Here is a 16065-nt window from a genome sequence, read left to right as displayed (position 1 = left end):
ATATCATGAAGGCCAAGGCCAAGCCGCTCGCCGCCAAGACCCCGGCCGATTACGGCGTGGATGTCTCGCCGCGTCTGACCGTGATCAAGACCGTCGAGCCTGCGGGCCGCAAGGCGGGCGTCAAGGTTGCTTCGGTCGATGAGCTGATCGCGAAACTCAAAGACGAAGCGGGGGTCCTGTGATGGCCGTTCTTCTGATTGCTGACGTGAATGACGGCCACCTCGCCACCGACCAGGTCGGCAAGGCGCTGACCGCTGTCGCGGGCCTCGGCGAGGTCCATGTGCTGGTCGCAGGCCTCGGCGGTGACGCGGCTGCGGCGGAGGCGGCGACGCTGCAAGGCGTGTCGAAGGTGATCTTCGCCGAGGATCACGCCTATTGCCACGGCATGGCGGAATCGACCGCTGCCCTGGTGGTCTCCTTGGCGGGTGGGTATTCCCACATCACGGGTGCTGCGACGGCCTTCAACAAGAACGTCCTGCCCCGCGTGGCGGCCCTCTTGGACGTGATGGTCATGTCCGACGTCACCGCCGTGATCGACGCTGACACGTTCGAGCGTCCGATCTATGCCGGCAACGCGATCCAGACCGTGAAGTCGGGCGACGCGAAGAAGGTCTTCTCGATCCGTACGGCGGCTTTCGCTGCGGCTGGCGCGGGCGGTTCGGCCCCGGTTGAAAAGCTGGCCGGTCCGGGTGAAGCGGGGCTTTCGGCCTGGGTCGAGGACCGCGTCGCGGCCTCGGACCGTCCGGAGCTGACCTCGGCCAAGGTGGTCGTCTCGGGTGGGCGCGGCGTGGGGTCGAAAGAGTCCTTCGCCATCATCGAGACGCTCGCCGACAAGCTGGGCGCCGCCGTTGGGGCGTCCCGTGCGGCGGTCGATTCGGGCTATGCGCCGAACGACTGGCAGGTGGGTCAGACCGGCAAGGTCGTGGCGCCGAACCTCTATGTCGCTTGCGGCATCTCGGGGGCGATCCAGCACCTCGCGGGGATGAAGGACTCCAAGGTCATCGTCGCGATCAACAAGGACGAAGAGGCCCCGATCTTCCAGGTCGCCGATTATGGCCTGGTGGCGGATCTGTTTACCGCTGTGCCGGAGTTGTCGGGCAAGCTGTAAGCGGTGGGTTTCACCCACCCTACGTCGATTGAAACTGGGGCGCTTTCGGGCGCCCCTTTTTGCTTGATTGCCGCGCGTGGCGGCCCTATGGGATTTGATCAAATCTTCAGGGGATAGACATGACCTCTCCGACCCTCTCGCAGCTTTCCGAGGCGCAGGACTTCCTGACCCGTCATCCCCAGGTCGAGGCGGTCGATATCGTCCTGACCGATGCCCATGGCATCGGGCGCGGCAAGATCATAAGGCGGCATGAGCTGGAGAGCCTTTACACCTCGGGCCGGGGCATGCCTGCCAGCCTTTTCGCCCAGGATATCACGGGCGATGACGTGGACGGCGCCTTGGCCACGCAGAACGACGGCGGGGGCGACAGCCGGTGCTGGCCGATACCCGGGACCCTGGGCCTGATCCCGGCGACGGGGCGGGGGGTGGTTCTGGTCTCGATGTTCACCGATCACCCCCAGCCCGCTGACCCCCGCAACGTGCTGATGGCGCAGATCGCGCGCGCCGAGGCTTTGGGCTTCACCCCCATGGGCGCGATGGAGCTGGAGTTCTACCTCGTCGACCGCGAGCGTGACGCCCAAGGCCGCGTCCAGCCCGCGCGGTATCCGCTGACCGGGCGGCAAAGTCATGCGACCAACACCATGTCGGTCGATGAGCTGGACGAGATGTCGCCCTTCTTCGACGCGGTCTATGCGGGCGGCAAGGCGCTCGGCCTGCCGATGGAGAGCCTGATTTCCGAATATGCCGCTGGCCAGTACGAGCTGACTCTCCGCTACCGCGACCTTGCGCGGGCGGCCGATGACATCATCCTGGCCAAAAGGCTTCTGCGGGCGACGGCGCGGCGCTTTGGCATGGAGGCCTGTTTCATGGCCAAGCCCTTTGGCCAGCGGTCGGGTTCGGGGATGCACCTGCACCTGTCCTTGACCCAGGGCGGGCAGAACCTCTTCTCCAGCGGCGACCTCATGCTTCACGCCATCGGCGGCATCCGGGCGCATATGGCCGAGACGATGCTGGTCCTGGCGCCCTTCCTCAACTCCTGGCGGCGCTTTGCCTCGACGGTCTATTCCCCCGCCTCGAACACCTGGGGCGAGGAGGACCGCAACGTGGCGCTCCGCATCCCGGCGGGGTCGGCCAAGACCCGCCACTTTGAACACCGGGTGGCGGGGGTGGATGCCAACCCCTACCTGGTGGCCGCCGTGACCCTGGGCACCGCGCTCGACGGGATCGAGGCCGCAACGCCGCCCGGCCCCTCGGGCGCCGCCGATGACCGCCCCTTGCCCGCCAATTGGGCCGAGGCGATCCGTCTCTTCGAGACCTCCGAAACGATGAAGCGCATCCTTGGCCCCGACTTCCACGCGGGCTTCTCGGCGATCAAGCGGGCGGAACATGACCGCCTGGCCGTCGAGGTCACCGATGTGGAATGGAGCCTCTACGGCTTTACCGTCTGACCGCGCCCAGGCTTTGGGCAGGCTGATTTTGTCCCCCGCGCCAGGCTGCTCCCGCGCAGGCGGGAGCCTCACCCGACCAGCCGATCGAGGAGCCGCGTGGGCAGAAGCCTGCGGGCAAGCCCCGCGATATGGGTGGGGATCGTGACGTAATAGCGCGCCTTCGGCCGCTTGGCCTCGACCGCATGGATCAGCGCCTTGGTCACCGCCGAGGGCGGCAGCTCGAAACGGTCGGGGCCGGTTTTCTCGCCGTAAAGCCGGCCCAGAAGCTTTGCGTAATCGGCAGAGCGAGCGGCGTTCTTCCAGTCGATCCACTTCTCGAAATGCGGGATCGAGTTCTGGCGGATCTTGGTGCCGATCGGCCCCGGCTCGATCAGGATCAGGTCGATCCCCGTCCCCCGCATCTCCAGCCGCATCACATCGGTCAGGCCCTCCAGCGCGAATTTGGTCGCCACATAGGCCCCGCGCCACTCCGCCCCCACGATGCCAAGCACCGAGGAACATTGGACGATCCGCCCAAACCCCTGTTTCCGCATCAGCGGGATCACGCGGCGGGTCAGGTCGTGATAGCCGAAGAGATTCGTCTCGAAGATCTCCCGCAGGGCGCCCCTCGGCAGATCCTCCGACAGGCCCGGACAGGCATAGGCGCCGTTGTTGAAGAGCGCATCCAGACGGTCGAGGCCCGCCACGGCGGAGGCAATCGACTCCTCGTCGGTATAGTCCAGCCGGAAGCTCTCCAGCCCCTCGCCCCGCAGCCTTTCGCAATCCGCCTCGGCGCGGCAAGTGGCCAGCACCCGCCAGCCCCGCGCCTTCATCGCATGGGCGGCATCGTAACCGATGCCCGAAGAACAGCCGGTGATCAGGATCGTGCGCATGGAGAGCTCCTTTTCGGCCGTGATATCCTCTGGACCCATGCCCCGCCAGCCACTACTAAAGCCCCATGGCTGACGAAGACGATATCCCCGCCGCAGAGCCCGTCCTGACCACCGAGCCCCTCTCGCGGGCCATCGGGGAGCGCTATCTGACCTATGCCCTGTCCACGATCATGCACCGGGCCCTGCCCGATGCGCGGGACGGGTTGAAGCCGGTCCATCGGCGCATCCTTTGGGCCATGCGGCGGCTGAGGCTGTCTCCGACGGGCGGCTTCCTGAAATCGGCCAAGATCAGCGGCGACACGATGGGGGATTTCCACCCCCATGGCGATGCGGCGATCTATGACGCCATGGCGCGCCTGGCGCAGCCCTTCAACATGCGCTACCCGCTGGTCGACGGGCAGGGCAACTTCGGCAATATCGACGGGGACAACCCGGCCGCCTCGCGTTATACCGAGGCACGGATCACGGCCCTGACCGAGGCGCTCTTGGAGGGCATCGACGAGACCTCCGTCGATTTCCGCCCGAATTACGACGGGCGCCTGGAAGAGCCGGTCGTGCTGCCTGCGGCCTTCCCGAACCTCCTGGCCAATGGCTCCAGCGGGATTGCCGTGGGCATGGCCACCAATATCCCGCCCCATAACCTGGACGAGCTGATCCAGGGCGCCCAGGCATTGATCGCCGATCCGGATATCGCGGACGATGCCCTGACCGCCCTGATCCCCGGCCCCGATTTCCCCACCGGCGGGGTGATCGTCGAAGACCCGGCCTCGATCCGCGAGGCTTACCGGACCGGGCGCGGGGCCTTCCGCACCCGCGCCAAGTGGCAGATCGAAGACCTCGGGCGCGGCGGCTGGCAGATCGTCGTCACCGAAATCCCCTTCCAGGTCGCGAAATCGAAGCTCATCGAGCGGCTGGCCGAGCTGATCAACCTCAAGAAGGTTCCCCTGCTGGCCGATGTCCGCGACGAATCGGCCGATGACATCCGCATCGTGCTGGAGCCCCGGTCGCGCACCGTGGATGCCGATCAGCTGATGGGGGCGCTCTTCCGGAACTCCGAGCTGGAAAGCCGGTTCAGCCTCAACATGAACGTCCTGATCGATGGCAAGGTGCCCAAGGTCTGCTCGCTGAAAGAGGTGCTCCGCGCCTTCATCGATCACCGCCGCGAGGTGCTTCAGCGGCGCTCTCAGCACCGCATGGACAAGATCGATGCGCGGCTGGAAATCCTCGAAGGCTTCCTGATCACCTTCCTGAACCTCGACCGCGTCATCGACATCATCCGCTATGACGAAGACCCCAAGCGCGCCCTGATGGCCGAACGCTGGGGGAAAAAGCACAAGCGGGCGACGGATGAGAAGGATTACAAGAGCCCGCCCGAGCAGAAGGGCGAGCTGTCGGAAGTCCAGGCCGAAGCCATCCTCAACATGCGCCTGCGGAGCCTCCGGCGGCTGGAAGAGCTGGAGCTTGTGGCCGAACGCGATGCCTTGGTGGCGGAACGCGCGGGGCTGGCGGCCTTGCTGGCGGACCCTGCGGCGCAATGGGCGCGGATCGGCGAAGAGCTGGACACGGTGCGCAAGCTTTACGGCAAGCATACCGAGCTTGGCCGCCGCCGCACCGCCTTTGCCGAGGCGGGCGAGGCGGTGGAAATCAGCGCCGAATCGATGATCGAGCGCGAGCCCATCACCGTGATCTGCTCCCAGATGGGCTGGATCCGGGCGATGAAGGGCCATGTGGACCTTTCCGTCGAGCAAAAGTTCAAGGACGGCGATGGCCCGCGCTTTGCCTTCCATGCCGAGACGACCGACAAGATCCTGCTCGTGGCCGCCAATGGCCGGTTTTACACGCTGATCGGCGCGAACCTGCCCGGGGGCCGTGGCATGGGCGAGCCCGTGCGGCTGATGGTCGATCTGCCCAACGATACCGCCATCGTCGACCTGATGATCTGGCGGGCGGGGGAGAAGCTCTTGGTGGCCTCGACGGCGGGCGATGGCTTCGTCGTGGCCTCCGAAGAGGTCCTGGCCCAGACCAAGGCGGGCAAGCAGGTGCTGACGCTGGGGGATGGCGTCAAGACGGCCCTGTGTCGTCGCACCCATGGCGATACGGTCGCCGTGGTGGGCGAGAACCGCAAGGTCCTGGTCTTCCCGCTGATCCAGGTGCCCGAGATGACCAAGGGCAAGGGCGTGCGGTTGCAGAAATACAAGGACGGCGGGTTGTCGGACGCCATCACCTTCACCAAATCTGAGGGCCTGTCGTGGAAGGACCCCGCCGGCCGCACCCGCACCGAGACCGACCTCCGCCTCTGGGAGGGCAACCGGGCCGCCACCGGGGCCATGGCCCCGCGCGGCTTCCCGAGGGACAACAAGTTCACCTGACCCCTTTCCAAGCGCCCGTTGGCACCGGCCCGCGGGCGTTTTGCTGTCGTGATCCCGCAAGCTTGACGCGAATCGGCTTCGCGCGCAGCCTCATGCCAGACCAGCGCGACATTTCAGGCAGCTTCTTTGGAGACCGATGATGGCGATTGCGACCTATACCTGTTCCGGCGGCACCTGCGAGTTGAAGTGGGATCTCTCCCCGATCGAATGGGATTCCGTCCTTTGCACCAACGAGAACCTGGTCGGCGCGGTGAGCTTTCCGACTCTTTCGATGGGCTACGACTTCGGCGGCCAGGGCATCAGCTATGCCCGCACGGGCCTGGGCGACATCACCGATGTGCTCTCCGGTCGGCTGACGACGCTGGAGGTCACGGCCAGCACGGTGGGCCCGGCGCTGAGCGTCGCGGGGCTGCATCTTCAGGCGGCCAAGCTCTTCGACCTGGTCAGGGAGGGCGGGGTGAACGACACGACCTTCGCCTATATCTTCCGCGAGGCTGATCAGATCACCGGGACGAACAAGGCCGATATCCTGTTGGGATATAACGGGAATGACCTGATCAAGGGGCAGGGAGGCAACGACACGGTCAATGGCGGGGCGGGCAATGACACGGTCCAGGGCGGCGACGGCGCGGATCGGCTGATCGGCGGCAAGGGAGCGGATTCCTTCGTCTTCGACGACCGCAACGCCGATGGAGGCCGCGCCGATGTGATCGTCGATTACACGCCCGGCACGGATGGCCTGTATTTCGCGGAAGTGACCTTCGGCGAGGCTTTTGCCTCGGGCCATGCCCTGTCCGACTTGGTGCATCTGGGCGCCACGGCGCAGGATGCGCAGGACTTCTTCCTGGTGACGGTCATTACCTCGGGCTACCGGGTCTTCTATGATGCCGATGCCAATGGCGCAGGCGGCAAGACCTGGATCGGCGACATCATCGGGCCGCATGCGCCGGGCTGGATCGACATCGCAGGCTGGGAGTGGGACTGAGCGGGCCCGCATGACTTCGGGCACAGCGGCCTTGCGACTTGAACGGCGATTGCCGAGAGGGGGCCCGTTCCGCCAGGTCCGTCTCTCAGTCGGCGGGGCGAGGGTGCAGGGGAGGCACGGCGGTGCAGTCGGCGGATCACTTCTTGCCGAGGCAAGCGCCGTCTTGCCCGCTGCCATGGACAAGCGGGCCTCCGCCGCCTATCCCTGAGCCAAATCCCGGAGGAATCCCCGCCCCATGTCCCTGATCCGCGCCCTGATCCGCCCCCTGGCCCTCTTGGCCGCCCTCCTGTCCCTTGCGGCCTGCGATGCGGCGGATTTCGGCGACCCGCCGAAACCCATGGGCAATTTCGCCATGGGCCACAACATCGTCGTGGGCTCCACCGCCCAGACCATCCCGATCTCGCGCCAGGTGACGGCGGAGGACTGGGAGAAGGTGATGACCGAAGCCATGGACGAACGCTTCGGGTCCTACGAGGGCGACAAGCTCTTCGACTTCGGCATTTCGATCGACGGCTATGTCCTGGCCCCGCCCGGCATTCCCCTGGTCGCCTCCCCCCGTTCGGCGCTGATCATCACGGTCAATGTCTGGGACGATGCGAAACGCCAGCTCCTGGTCGAGGGCGGCAAGCAGATCACCGTGCTGGAGGGCACCAGTGGCGAGACGCTGGTGGGCTCGGGCTGGACGCAGAACAAGCAGGCGCAGATGAAGAAGCTCGCCCGCAATGCCGCCAAGGCCGTGCAGGATTACATGCTGGAGCATCCCGAATGGCTGGGCCTGCCGCTGGACGGCGCCGCGCCGGTCGAGGAGGTGCGCGAGGGCCAGAAGGGTGACCCCGGAGACACGCCCGCGCCCGCAAAACCGGCAACTGCGGGATGACCTTGATTTTCCCCTTGCGCCGGAATACATCGCCGCGCGTGTAGACCGGGGCCCATGACGGCCCCCCGAAACAAGGGTGGCCGACATGGCAAAGGCAAAGTTTGAACGGACCAAACCGCACGTCAACATTGGCACGATCGGCCACGTTGACCACGGCAAGACGACGCTGACGGCGGCGATCACGAAGTACTTCGGCGAATTCCGCGCCTACGACCAGATCGACGGCGCCCCCGAAGAGCGCGCCCGTGGCATCACGATCTCGACCGCCCACGTGGAATACGAGACCGAGACCCGTCACTACGCCCACGTCGACTGCCCCGGCCACGCTGACTATGTGAAGAACATGATCACCGGCGCCGCGCAGATGGACGGCGCGATCCTGGTTTGCGCCGCCTCCGACGGCCCGATGCCGCAGACCCGCGAGCACATCCTGCTCGGCCGCCAGGTGGGTATCCCCTACATGGTCTGCTACATGAACAAGGTCGACCTGGTCGATGACGAAGAGCTGATCGAACTCGTCGAGATGGAAATCCGCGAGCTCTTCTCGTCCTACGAATACCCCGGCGATGATATCCCGATCGTCAAGGGCTCGGCCCACCAGGCCATGATCGGCGAGCGTCCCGACATCGGCGAGCAGTCGATCCGCGCCCTGATGGCTGCGGTTGACAGCTACATCCCGACCCCGGCCCGCGCCATCGACCAGCCCTTCCTGATGCCGATCGAAGACGTGTTCTCGATCTCGGGCCGTGGCACCGTGGTGACCGGCCGCGTCGAGCGTGGCGTGATCAACGTCGGCGACGAAGTGGAAATCGTGGGCATCCGCGAGACCAAGAAGTCGACCTGCACCGGCGTGGAAATGTTCCGCAAGCTGCTGGATCGCGGCGAGGCTGGCGACAACGTCGGCGTGCTGCTGCGCGGCATCGACCGTGAAGGCGTGGAGCGCGGCCAGGTGCTGTGCAAGCCGAAGTCGGTCAACCCGCACACCCAGTTCGAAGCCGAGGCCTATATCCTGACCAAGGAAGAAGGCGGCCGTCACACGCCGTTCTTTGCGAACTACCGTCCGCAATTCTACTTCCGCACCACCGACGTGACCGGGACGGTTCAGCTGCCCGAAGGCACCGAGATGGTGATGCCGGGCGACAACCTGAAGTTCAACGTCGAGCTGATCGCGCCGATCGCCATGGAAGAGAAGCTGCGCTTCGCCATCCGTGAAGGCGGCCGCACCGTCGGCGCCGGCGTGGTTTCGAAGATCATCAAGTAAGACGTGACCCGGGGTATACCCCGGGCTACGGGTTGCGATCTGCTGGAAAGGCCGTCCCTTGGGGGCGGCCTTTCTCCTTCAGATGTGCCGCGACCTGGGCCGTGACGATGGCGTTGCCAAGGTCATGGGCCATCCTTGTGGCGTCCTCGGTCTTGCCCAGGGCCGCCAGCAGGGGGGCGAGGGCCGGGCGGAGGTCGTAGTCCTGCGCCACCGGGCCCATGGCCTGCAAAAGCGCCTGGGCCAGCTGCGCCGCCTTGAGGTCGCCCAAGCTCGCCTGGCGCCAGCCGAGGTAATAGAGCGCCCTTGCCCGAAGCTCGCTGGGCAGGGAGGCGAGGAGCGGCGCGAGACCCTGGCGCCCGGCAGTCAGGCGGGCATCGAGCGCCTCATTCAGCGCATTGCCCCTGTCGCGCGGGGCCAGTACCAGGATCAGGTCGCGCGCGCCCTTGAAGTCACCAGAGACGGTTCGGGCGATGATGGCGAGCCTCAGGCGGTTGTCCGTGTTGGAGCGGACGTAACCGGAGGTGCGTGGGATACTGTCAAGCAGATCGGTCGCGGCTTTCTCTTGCCCGACGCGGGCCTGAACTTCGGCCAGGTAGATCAAGCCCTCCTCGTCCATCAGGGACAGGTCGAGGCTGGAGGCCAGGGCCTGCGCCTCGGGCAGCTTGCCCGCCTTGGCCAGGCCCAGGGCAAGAAAGGCCCGGCCATTGGCGCGCATGGCAGTACTGGGCAAGGTTACAATCTCGGTCGCTGCGGCGGTCAGCGCGCGGTGCCTGATCAGTTCAGACAGAGTATCCGCTCGCCCTGGATTGAAGGCGAAAGAGAAGGGCGGCCAGTACTGGCCTAATTCGATATCCACGGTCAGGCCCAAGGCATCGGCCCTTGCATATTTCGGCAGGTGATCCTTGGGGGCGGCCGCGACCTTTGCCCTTGTCTTCTCCCGGCGGGCCTCGTCGTCATCCTTGGTCTCGGGGAGATTCGCCTGGCGGTCGAGGTCGCGCATGGTCTGGTGAAACCAACGCAGCGTTTGAGGGCTGTTTTCCATGTGGGTGTCGCTGAGAACAAGTCCGAACATGGCCCAGCCTAGGTTCTCGCGTGCCTCCGCCGGATCGGGATTCCTCCGCAGCAGGCCGACCAGCAGGGCGCGCCGGGTGGGGTCGGCGTCGCTGCCAATACTCTCTTGCGCGATGGCCACGGCAAGATAGCCTCTCGCGAGTCTCACGGGCCGATCCGCCGCCTCCGCCTGGGTCAGCGCCATCTGGAAGAGGCAGGCCCTGCTGGGGCTGGGCAGGCAATCGGGAACCTCGGCCCGGGCGGCCAGGGGGAGGGCGGAGAGCAGCAGGGCAAAGAGGGTGTGTTTCATGCGTCGACCTGAAAACGGCATCCCCCATCAACCACGGCTTTGCGGCGATTGCGTGGCGCCGGTCTCTTCTGAAGATGACCTGGACGTCGGGGTCGCCGCGGTCAAGAATTCCGCATGACGGGAAGAGAGAGCCTCTTGAATTCCCCGCTTCCATGGAATATCCCCCCGGCAGGCCTAGGAGTTTAGCTCAGTTGGTAGAGCATCGGTCTCCAAAACCGAGGGTCGTGGGTTCGAGTCCCCCAACTCCTGCCAGGCCGCTTCCCCTCATCTTCGGTTGCGTTCCCGCGTGATGCGGTCCCAGGGGTCGGGCCTGTCGGACAGGTCGGCCACGCCCGGCTTCAGCCATTTGTGGATACCCCAGGCCGTGGCCCCCAGGATGCAGAGGCTGGCGAAAGCGCCCGGGACGGCGGCGCTGTAAAAGCCCTCATCGCCCGGCAGCGGAGTGGCATTGGCAATGAACTCCAGGCCCGGAATCTTGCGGATCAGGGGCACCAGCACCAGGAAGCCCAGGCCCAGGAGGAAGGGCGTCCAGGCGCGGAAGGTCTGGGCGGCGGTCCAGGCGGTAAAGCGTTCCCCAAGGCTTGGGAAGGACTGGATCGGGCCGCCGGGCGCGGCTTTGGGTGCCGGGATCAGGGCGGCGAAGCGGGCGCGCTGGGTGTAGATCAGCCCCAGGGGCAGGAGGGTGGCGCAGAGCCAGCCCAGGACCTTTTCCATCGCGGGCAGGTCACTGGCGGGCAGGGTCTTGCCCAGGATCGACAGGGCCACGATCCCCAGGGCCAGCACCATGGCCAGCCGCAAGGAGCGCGGCATGTCGGCCCCGAAGCCCTTGGAGACATGGGACATCAGCCGCGCCTTCTCGGCCCTTTCGGGGAGCGGCTGCGTCTCGGCCCTGGTCATCGGGGGCTGTGTGGTTTCAGGCCGCGCCTCGGGCAGGGCGGCGGCCTGCGGCTTCAGCGGCGCGGAGAGGCGAGCCTCGACCTCGGCGGCCGACAGGGGCAGGGGGTCGGCGCCGCGGCTGCGATGCAGGCTGGGGGCGGAAAGCCGGGCCTCGACCTCGGCGGGGGAAAGGGGGGCCGCAGGCCCGGCACCGACCGCAGCGTCGGGGCGGGGCTCTGGCTTGGCCTGGCTGGCCGCGACAAAGGCGGAATACTGGGCCGCGATTTCCTCCACCGCCGCCTTCTGCGCCTTGATGCGCTTGGCCTTGCGGCGGTCGTTAAGCCCGATCAGGGCGAAGATCGCCGCGATGCCGAAGCCCGCCCAGGGCAGTTGGGTGGAGTCATGCGGCAGCTTCTCCAGCGCCGAGGCGCGGGAGATCACGAAGGGCTCCAGCTGGAAGAAGCCCGGCGCCTGGGTCAGCCCCGCCTCGCGCAGGACCTGCGAGGAATGGGCCAGGTTCCGCATCGGGCCGATCAGCCCCGTCAGCTCGACCACGGGGCCCGTGTCGGTAAATGTCTCCGCATGGGCGATGACCCAGGAGAGGAAGGCCTCCTTCTCCGAGGGTTCGATCATCACGACGCCGCGCACCAGGGGTTCGTCCACGCCCGCGGTTTCGTCCTGGAGGACATACATCAGGTCCTCGTTCGTCGTGACGAGGTTGCGCTTTTCAACCAGGTGGCTGTTGTGCTCGGAGGCGATGACCACCCGGATGGCGACCTCTTGCAAGGGAAGGCCCGGTTCGCGCTTCAGCTCGGCCACGGGGATCACGGCGGGGGGCTGTTGGTGGATCAGCGCCTCGCGCGCAGCCTGCATCTGGGCATTGTCCTGCCAGGCGCTGAGGCTGAGATAGGCAAAGCCCGCCGCGACGACCATGCGGATCCACCAGGGGCCCATGAAAAGCAAAACAACAAGACGTCCCAAGATCACCTCCAAGCTATGGGACCGTCAAATAGGGAGAATTTGGCACGACTTGGGCGACTTTGGGTTGCAAGGCGGGCTTCGCATGTGACGGCGCTTGAAATCGGCGGGCAAACTGCGTATCTGCCCCCCAGACGCAAGAGGCGGATTCCCCATGGCCATGACCAACCCGATGCAATTCATCAACCAGGTGCGCAGCGAAGTCGCCAAAGTCGCCTGGCCGACCCGTCGCGAAGTCATGCTGACCACGATGATGGTCTTCGTCATGGCCGCCTTGACGGCGACCTTCTTCTTCCTCGTCGATCTCGTGATCAAGCTGGGCCTGACCTGGATCCTGTCGAGCTTCCACTGAGATTGGCGCTTTTCGGCGTTTTTTCTTGAAATCATCGGTGCGGGCCGCTATCCCCCGCCCCAAGTGACGGGAAACGGCGCGCAGCGATTCGGGCGGCGCGCTGTTTTGTTTTCCCGGAAAGCAGCGGCCCCACGAAGGGGCGACGGAAGGTAAAGGCAATGGCAAAGCGCTGGTATTCGGTATCGGTCCTCTCCAACTTCGAAAAGAAGGTGGCCGAGCAGATCAAGACCGCTGTCGCCGAGGCCGGTCTGCAAGAGGAAATCGACGAGGTCCTGGTCCCCACCGAAGAGGTGATCGAGGTCCGTCGCGGCAAGAAGGTCTCGTCCGAGCGCCGCTTCATGCCGGGTTACGTGCTGGTGCGGATGGAGATGACCAACCGCGGCTATCACCTGATCTCGACGATCAACCGCGTGACGGGGTTCCTGGGTCCGCAAGGCAAGCCGATGCCGATGCGGGACGCCGAGGTCAACCAGATCCTGAACCGCGTCGAAGAGGGCGAGGCCGCGCCGCGCAACCTGATCCGCTTCGAGGTTGGTGAGCGGGTGAAGGTCGCCGATGGCCCCTTCGAGGGTTTCGACGGCATGGTCGAGGAAGTGGACGAGGTGCATTCGCGCCTGAAAGTCTCCGTCTCGATCTTCGGGCGCGCGACGCCCGTGGAACTGGAATTCACCCAGGTGTCCAAGGGCGCCTGAGTGTCTGCGTGGGAGGTTCCCGCCAAGGCGGGGCCGCACCACTAAACCGCACCCACCCGGGTGCCGTGTGATGAGGAGAAGGCCAGATGGCCAAGAAGATTATGGGCAGCCTCAAGCTGCAAGTGAAGGCGCAACAAGCGAACCCCTCGCCCCCGGTTGGTCCGGCGCTGGGTCAACGCGGGTTGAACATCATGGCCTTCGTGAAGGAATTCAACGCGAAGTCGGCCGAATTCCCGCCGGGCACCCCCGTGCCGGTCGTGATCACCTACTACCAGGACAAGTCCTTCAGCCTCGAGCTGAAGACCCCGCCGACCTCCTTCCTGCTGAAGCAGGCCGCTGGTCTGCCCCCCGTTGGCAAGCGCAACCGCGCCAAGGGTTCGGTCAAGCCGGGCCATGCCGTTGCGGGCTCCGTCACGGTCGCCGCGATCCGCAAGATCGCCGAAACCAAGATGAAGGACCTGAATGCGAATGACGTCGAGGCGGCCATGACCGTCATCGTCGGCACCGCCAAGTCCTGCGGCATCGAGATCAAGGGGTAAGCCATGGCCAAGTTCGGTAAGCGCACCAAAGCGGCGCGCGCACAATTCGAAGGCAAGTCGGCCCTGACGGTCGAGGATGCTGTCAAGCTGATCAAGACCGCGGCCTCGGCCAAGTTCGACGAGACGCTGGAAATCGCGATGAACCTGGGCGTCGACCCGCGTCACGCCGACCAGATGGTCCGTGGCGTCGTGGCTCTGCCTCATGGCACCGGCAAGGTGGTTCGCGTCGCCGTTTTCGCCCGTGGCGCCAAGGCTGACGAAGCCCGCGCCGCCGGTGCGGATATCGTCGGCGCCGAGGACCTGATGGAAACCATCCAGTCCGGCAAGATCGAGTTCGACCGTTGCATCGCGACGCCGGACCTGATGCCGCTGGTCGGCCGTCTGGGCAAGATCCTGGGCCCGCGCAACCTGATGCCGAACCCGAAGGTGGGCACCGTGACCATGGACGTGAAAACGGCCGTCGCGGGCGCCAAGGGCGGCGAAGTGCAGTTCAAGGTCGAGAAGGCCGGCGTCATCCATGGCGGCATCGGCAAGATCTCCTTCGACGATGCCAAGCTGGCTGACAACGTGCGCGCCTTCGTGGACGCCGTTTCCAAGGCCAAGCCCGCGGGCGCCAAGGGCACCTATCTGAAGAAGATCTCGCTGTCTTCGACGATGGGCCCGGGCGTGTCGCTGGAGCTTTCCTCGGCCACCGCGCGCTAAGCGCATCCCATGCGGAAAAGGGCGCCCCTTAGGGCGCCCTTTTTCATTTCAACCCTATTTCGACACGAAGCCCGGTTTCAGGGCCTGGGATTCATCCAGCTTGATGCCCGCAAAGAGCGGGAAGCCCGCTTCCTCTTCGGCCCGGCAATCGGTCAGTTCATACTGCGCGGTGAATTTCTCGACCCCGTAGTCCTGAAGCGTCAGCTCCTGGAATTCCGCCAGGATCGCGTCGTAATTCTGCTTCAGCGTCTCATCCTTGGGGTTCAGCCCCGAAAGGACCACGACGCCCGAGGGTTTGGCGTCCAGAACCGTCAGCTTCAGGTCCGGCCGATAGCGACGGATGATCGGGATCAGCTTCCAGACATCCCCCGTCCAGGGCCCGGGCGGCAGCTTGTCCAGGTCGCGCGAGGTCATCTCGTGGGTGAAGGGGATCAGGTCGTGCAGCATGATCAGCCCATGGGGGGCCGAGTTGCGCTCGACGTTGATCAGGTCGCGCAGGGCATATTCGACCAGGTGCATCCCGTCGATGAAGGACAGGGTCAGCTGGATCCCGTTCTTCTCGAGGAAACCGCTGGCGAAGAAATCGTCCGAGGTGGCCTGGAAGACATGCAGCGCGGGCTTTTGGCCGATGGCATTCTGCTCGACCCGGAAAAACGGATCGACCGCGATGGTCTTGGACCGGGACGGGGAAAAGGTGTCGCCCGACCGGCAGCCGATTTCCAGGTACCAGTCGAAAAGATGGGTGCTGTGCAGCTCCTTGATGAGCCACTTGTAGCGGGCCCCTTCTGCGCGTTTGAACATTCTGCCTCTCATTTCATGTTGCTTGGCCCCATATGTCTGAGAGGGCTTGGAATCTGTCAAGGAAGAGACTAATCCCACCCAATGCGGGCCCGCGTGATTCGTCACGGGGACCGTATGCTTTGTCCGAGACGGCAGGTGGCGCGCAAACGCCTTGATATCCCGCCTGAGATGGAGTTCGAAACTTTTGCTCCGGGAAACCGGTTCAAGGCTCGGGCCGCATCATGGACTGAACGCCTCGCGCAAGCGGGGCATGTACGAGCCGGGGGGAAACCCCCATACTTGGAGTAAAACTGTGGATAGAGCCCAGAAAGCACAAGTGGTCGATGAACTCGGCCAGGTCTTCGCAAGCTCTGGCGTTGTGGTGGTTGCCCGCTACACCGGCATGACAGTTGCTCAGATGCAGTCCCTCCGCGCGCAGATGCGTGAAGTCGGCGGGGCTGTCCGTGTCGCCAAGAACACGCTCGCCAAGATCGCCCTCGGTGGCAAGCCCTCTGAAAAGATGGGTTCGCTGCTCGCGGGCATGACCGTCCTTGCCTATTCCGAAGACCCCGTCGCTGCGGCGAAGGTCTGCGAGGCCTATGCCAAGACGAACGACAAGTTCGTCATCCTTGGCGGGGCCATGGGCACCGAGGTTCTGGACCCTGCCGGCGTGAAAGCCGTCGCTTCGATGCCGTCGCGTGAAGAGCTCATCGCTCAGATCGTGTCGATCATCGGCGCGCCCGCTTCGAGCCTGGCCGGTGCCATTGGCGCGCCTGCGGCGAATATCGCGGGGATCCTCAAGACTCTTGAGGAGCGGGAAGCCGCCTGAAGCAACGCATGACGGGTGTGGAAGACCATGCCTCGTT

General features: G+C 65.3%; 15 protein-coding genes, 1 tRNA gene and 1 pseudogene. 13 read left to right on the top strand and 4 right to left on the bottom strand.

The annotated features are described in order from the left end of the window. The 3 genes and pseudogenes from GV832_RS17225 to GV832_RS17215 all read left to right on the top strand — a co-directional run. A pseudogene (locus GV832_RS17225) lies at positions 1-182 on the top strand (electron transfer flavoprotein subunit beta/FixA family protein); the annotation flags it as partial. Beyond that, on the top strand, positions 182-1108 hold the full coding sequence (locus tag GV832_RS17220) for an FAD-binding protein (protein ID WP_168776119.1): 927 nt from the start codon (positions 182-184) through the stop codon (positions 1106-1108). The pseudogene GV832_RS17225 and the gene GV832_RS17220, both read left to right, overlap by 1 nt. A 119-nt stretch (positions 1109-1227) precedes the next feature. Beyond that, a complete protein-coding gene (locus GV832_RS17215; protein WP_168776118.1) occupies positions 1228-2556 on the top strand; it encodes a glutamine synthetase family protein in 1329 nt (442 codons plus the stop codon). A gap of 68 nt (positions 2557-2624) precedes the next feature. Here the strand turns inward: GV832_RS17215 and GV832_RS17210 are convergent, their stop codons facing one another. Next, positions 2625-3428, bottom strand: a complete 804-nt coding sequence (locus GV832_RS17210) for an SDR family NAD(P)-dependent oxidoreductase (RefSeq protein WP_168776117.1) — start codon at positions 3426-3428, stop codon at positions 2625-2627. A 65-nt stretch (positions 3429-3493) separates the two neighbouring features. On the opposite strand from GV832_RS17210, the gene parC reads away from it, so the two are divergent. The 4 genes from parC to tuf all read left to right on the top strand — a co-directional run bounded on the left by parC (position 3494) and on the right by tuf (position 8920). Continuing rightward, positions 3494-5797: a DNA topoisomerase IV subunit A gene (parC, locus tag GV832_RS17205; RefSeq protein WP_168776116.1), complete on the top strand. Its 2304-nt coding sequence runs from the start codon at positions 3494-3496 to the stop codon at positions 5795-5797. 136 nt (positions 5798-5933) lie between these two features. Then, positions 5934-6782 carry a calcium-binding protein gene (locus tag GV832_RS17200; RefSeq protein ID WP_168776115.1) on the top strand — a complete coding sequence of 283 codons (849 nt, stop codon included), beginning with the start codon at positions 5934-5936 and terminating at the stop codon, positions 6780-6782. A gap of 235 nt (positions 6783-7017) precedes the next feature. Continuing rightward, positions 7018-7659, top strand: coding sequence for a hypothetical protein (locus tag GV832_RS17195; RefSeq protein WP_227754499.1), 642 nt, complete (start codon positions 7018-7020; stop codon positions 7657-7659). Between the two features lie 85 nt (positions 7660-7744). After that, a complete protein-coding gene (tuf, locus tag GV832_RS17190; RefSeq protein WP_168776098.1) occupies positions 7745-8920 on the top strand; it encodes an elongation factor Tu in 1176 nt (391 codons plus the stop codon). A gap of 25 nt (positions 8921-8945) precedes the next feature. Here tuf and GV832_RS17185 read toward each other — a convergent pair whose 3' ends face one another. Further along, positions 8946-10280, bottom strand: a complete 1335-nt coding sequence (locus GV832_RS17185; protein WP_168776114.1) for a hypothetical protein — start codon at positions 10278-10280, stop codon at positions 8946-8948. Positions 10281-10456: 176 nt separating this feature from the next. Here GV832_RS17185 and GV832_RS17180 point away from each other — a divergent pair. Beyond that, a tRNA-Trp gene (locus GV832_RS17180) sits at positions 10457-10532 on the top strand. Between the two features lie 12 nt (positions 10533-10544). On the opposite strand, the gene GV832_RS17175 is transcribed toward GV832_RS17180, so the two are convergent. After that, entirely contained in the window at positions 10545-12137 is a 1593-nt protein-coding gene (locus GV832_RS17175) for a hypothetical protein (RefSeq protein WP_168776113.1), read from the bottom strand. A 151-nt stretch (positions 12138-12288) separates the two neighbouring features. On the opposite strand from GV832_RS17175, the gene secE reads away from it, so the two are divergent. From secE to rplA, 4 genes are all read left to right on the top strand, one after another. Beyond that, positions 12289-12486, top strand: coding sequence for a preprotein translocase subunit SecE (secE, locus tag GV832_RS17170; protein WP_168776112.1), 198 nt, complete (start codon positions 12289-12291; stop codon positions 12484-12486). A gap of 158 nt (positions 12487-12644) precedes the next feature. Next, positions 12645-13178, top strand: coding sequence for a transcription termination/antitermination protein NusG (gene nusG, locus GV832_RS17165; protein ID WP_168776111.1), 534 nt, complete (start codon positions 12645-12647; stop codon positions 13176-13178). 86 nt (positions 13179-13264) lie between these two features. Beyond that, positions 13265-13717: a 50S ribosomal protein L11 gene (gene rplK, locus GV832_RS17160; RefSeq protein WP_168776110.1), complete on the top strand. Its 453-nt coding sequence runs from the start codon at positions 13265-13267 to the stop codon at positions 13715-13717. A 3-nt stretch (positions 13718-13720) separates the two neighbouring features. Beyond that, entirely contained in the window at positions 13721-14419 is a 699-nt protein-coding gene (gene rplA, locus GV832_RS17155) for a 50S ribosomal protein L1 (RefSeq protein WP_168776109.1), read from the top strand. 54 nt (positions 14420-14473) lie between these two features. Here the strand turns inward: rplA and GV832_RS17150 are convergent, their stop codons facing one another. Beyond that, positions 14474-15220 (bottom strand): class I SAM-dependent methyltransferase, encoded by a 747-nt coding sequence (locus GV832_RS17150; RefSeq protein WP_168776108.1) that lies wholly within the window; start codon positions 15218-15220, stop codon positions 14474-14476. Between the two features lie 292 nt (positions 15221-15512). Here GV832_RS17150 and rplJ point away from each other — a divergent pair, with 292 nt between their 5' ends. Then, the gene (gene rplJ / locus GV832_RS17145) at positions 15513-16028 is read left to right on the top strand and encodes a 50S ribosomal protein L10 (protein WP_168776107.1); all 516 of its coding nucleotides are present in this window, start codon (positions 15513-15515) and stop codon (positions 16026-16028) included. The last annotated feature ends 37 nt before the right edge of the window (positions 16029-16065 follow it).

The organism is Stagnihabitans tardus, from assembly GCF_009925085.1.
Classification (GTDB): Bacteria; Pseudomonadota; Alphaproteobacteria; order Rhodobacterales; family Rhodobacteraceae; genus Stagnihabitans; species Stagnihabitans tardus.
This window is presented reverse-complemented; position numbering and strand designations above follow the sequence as displayed.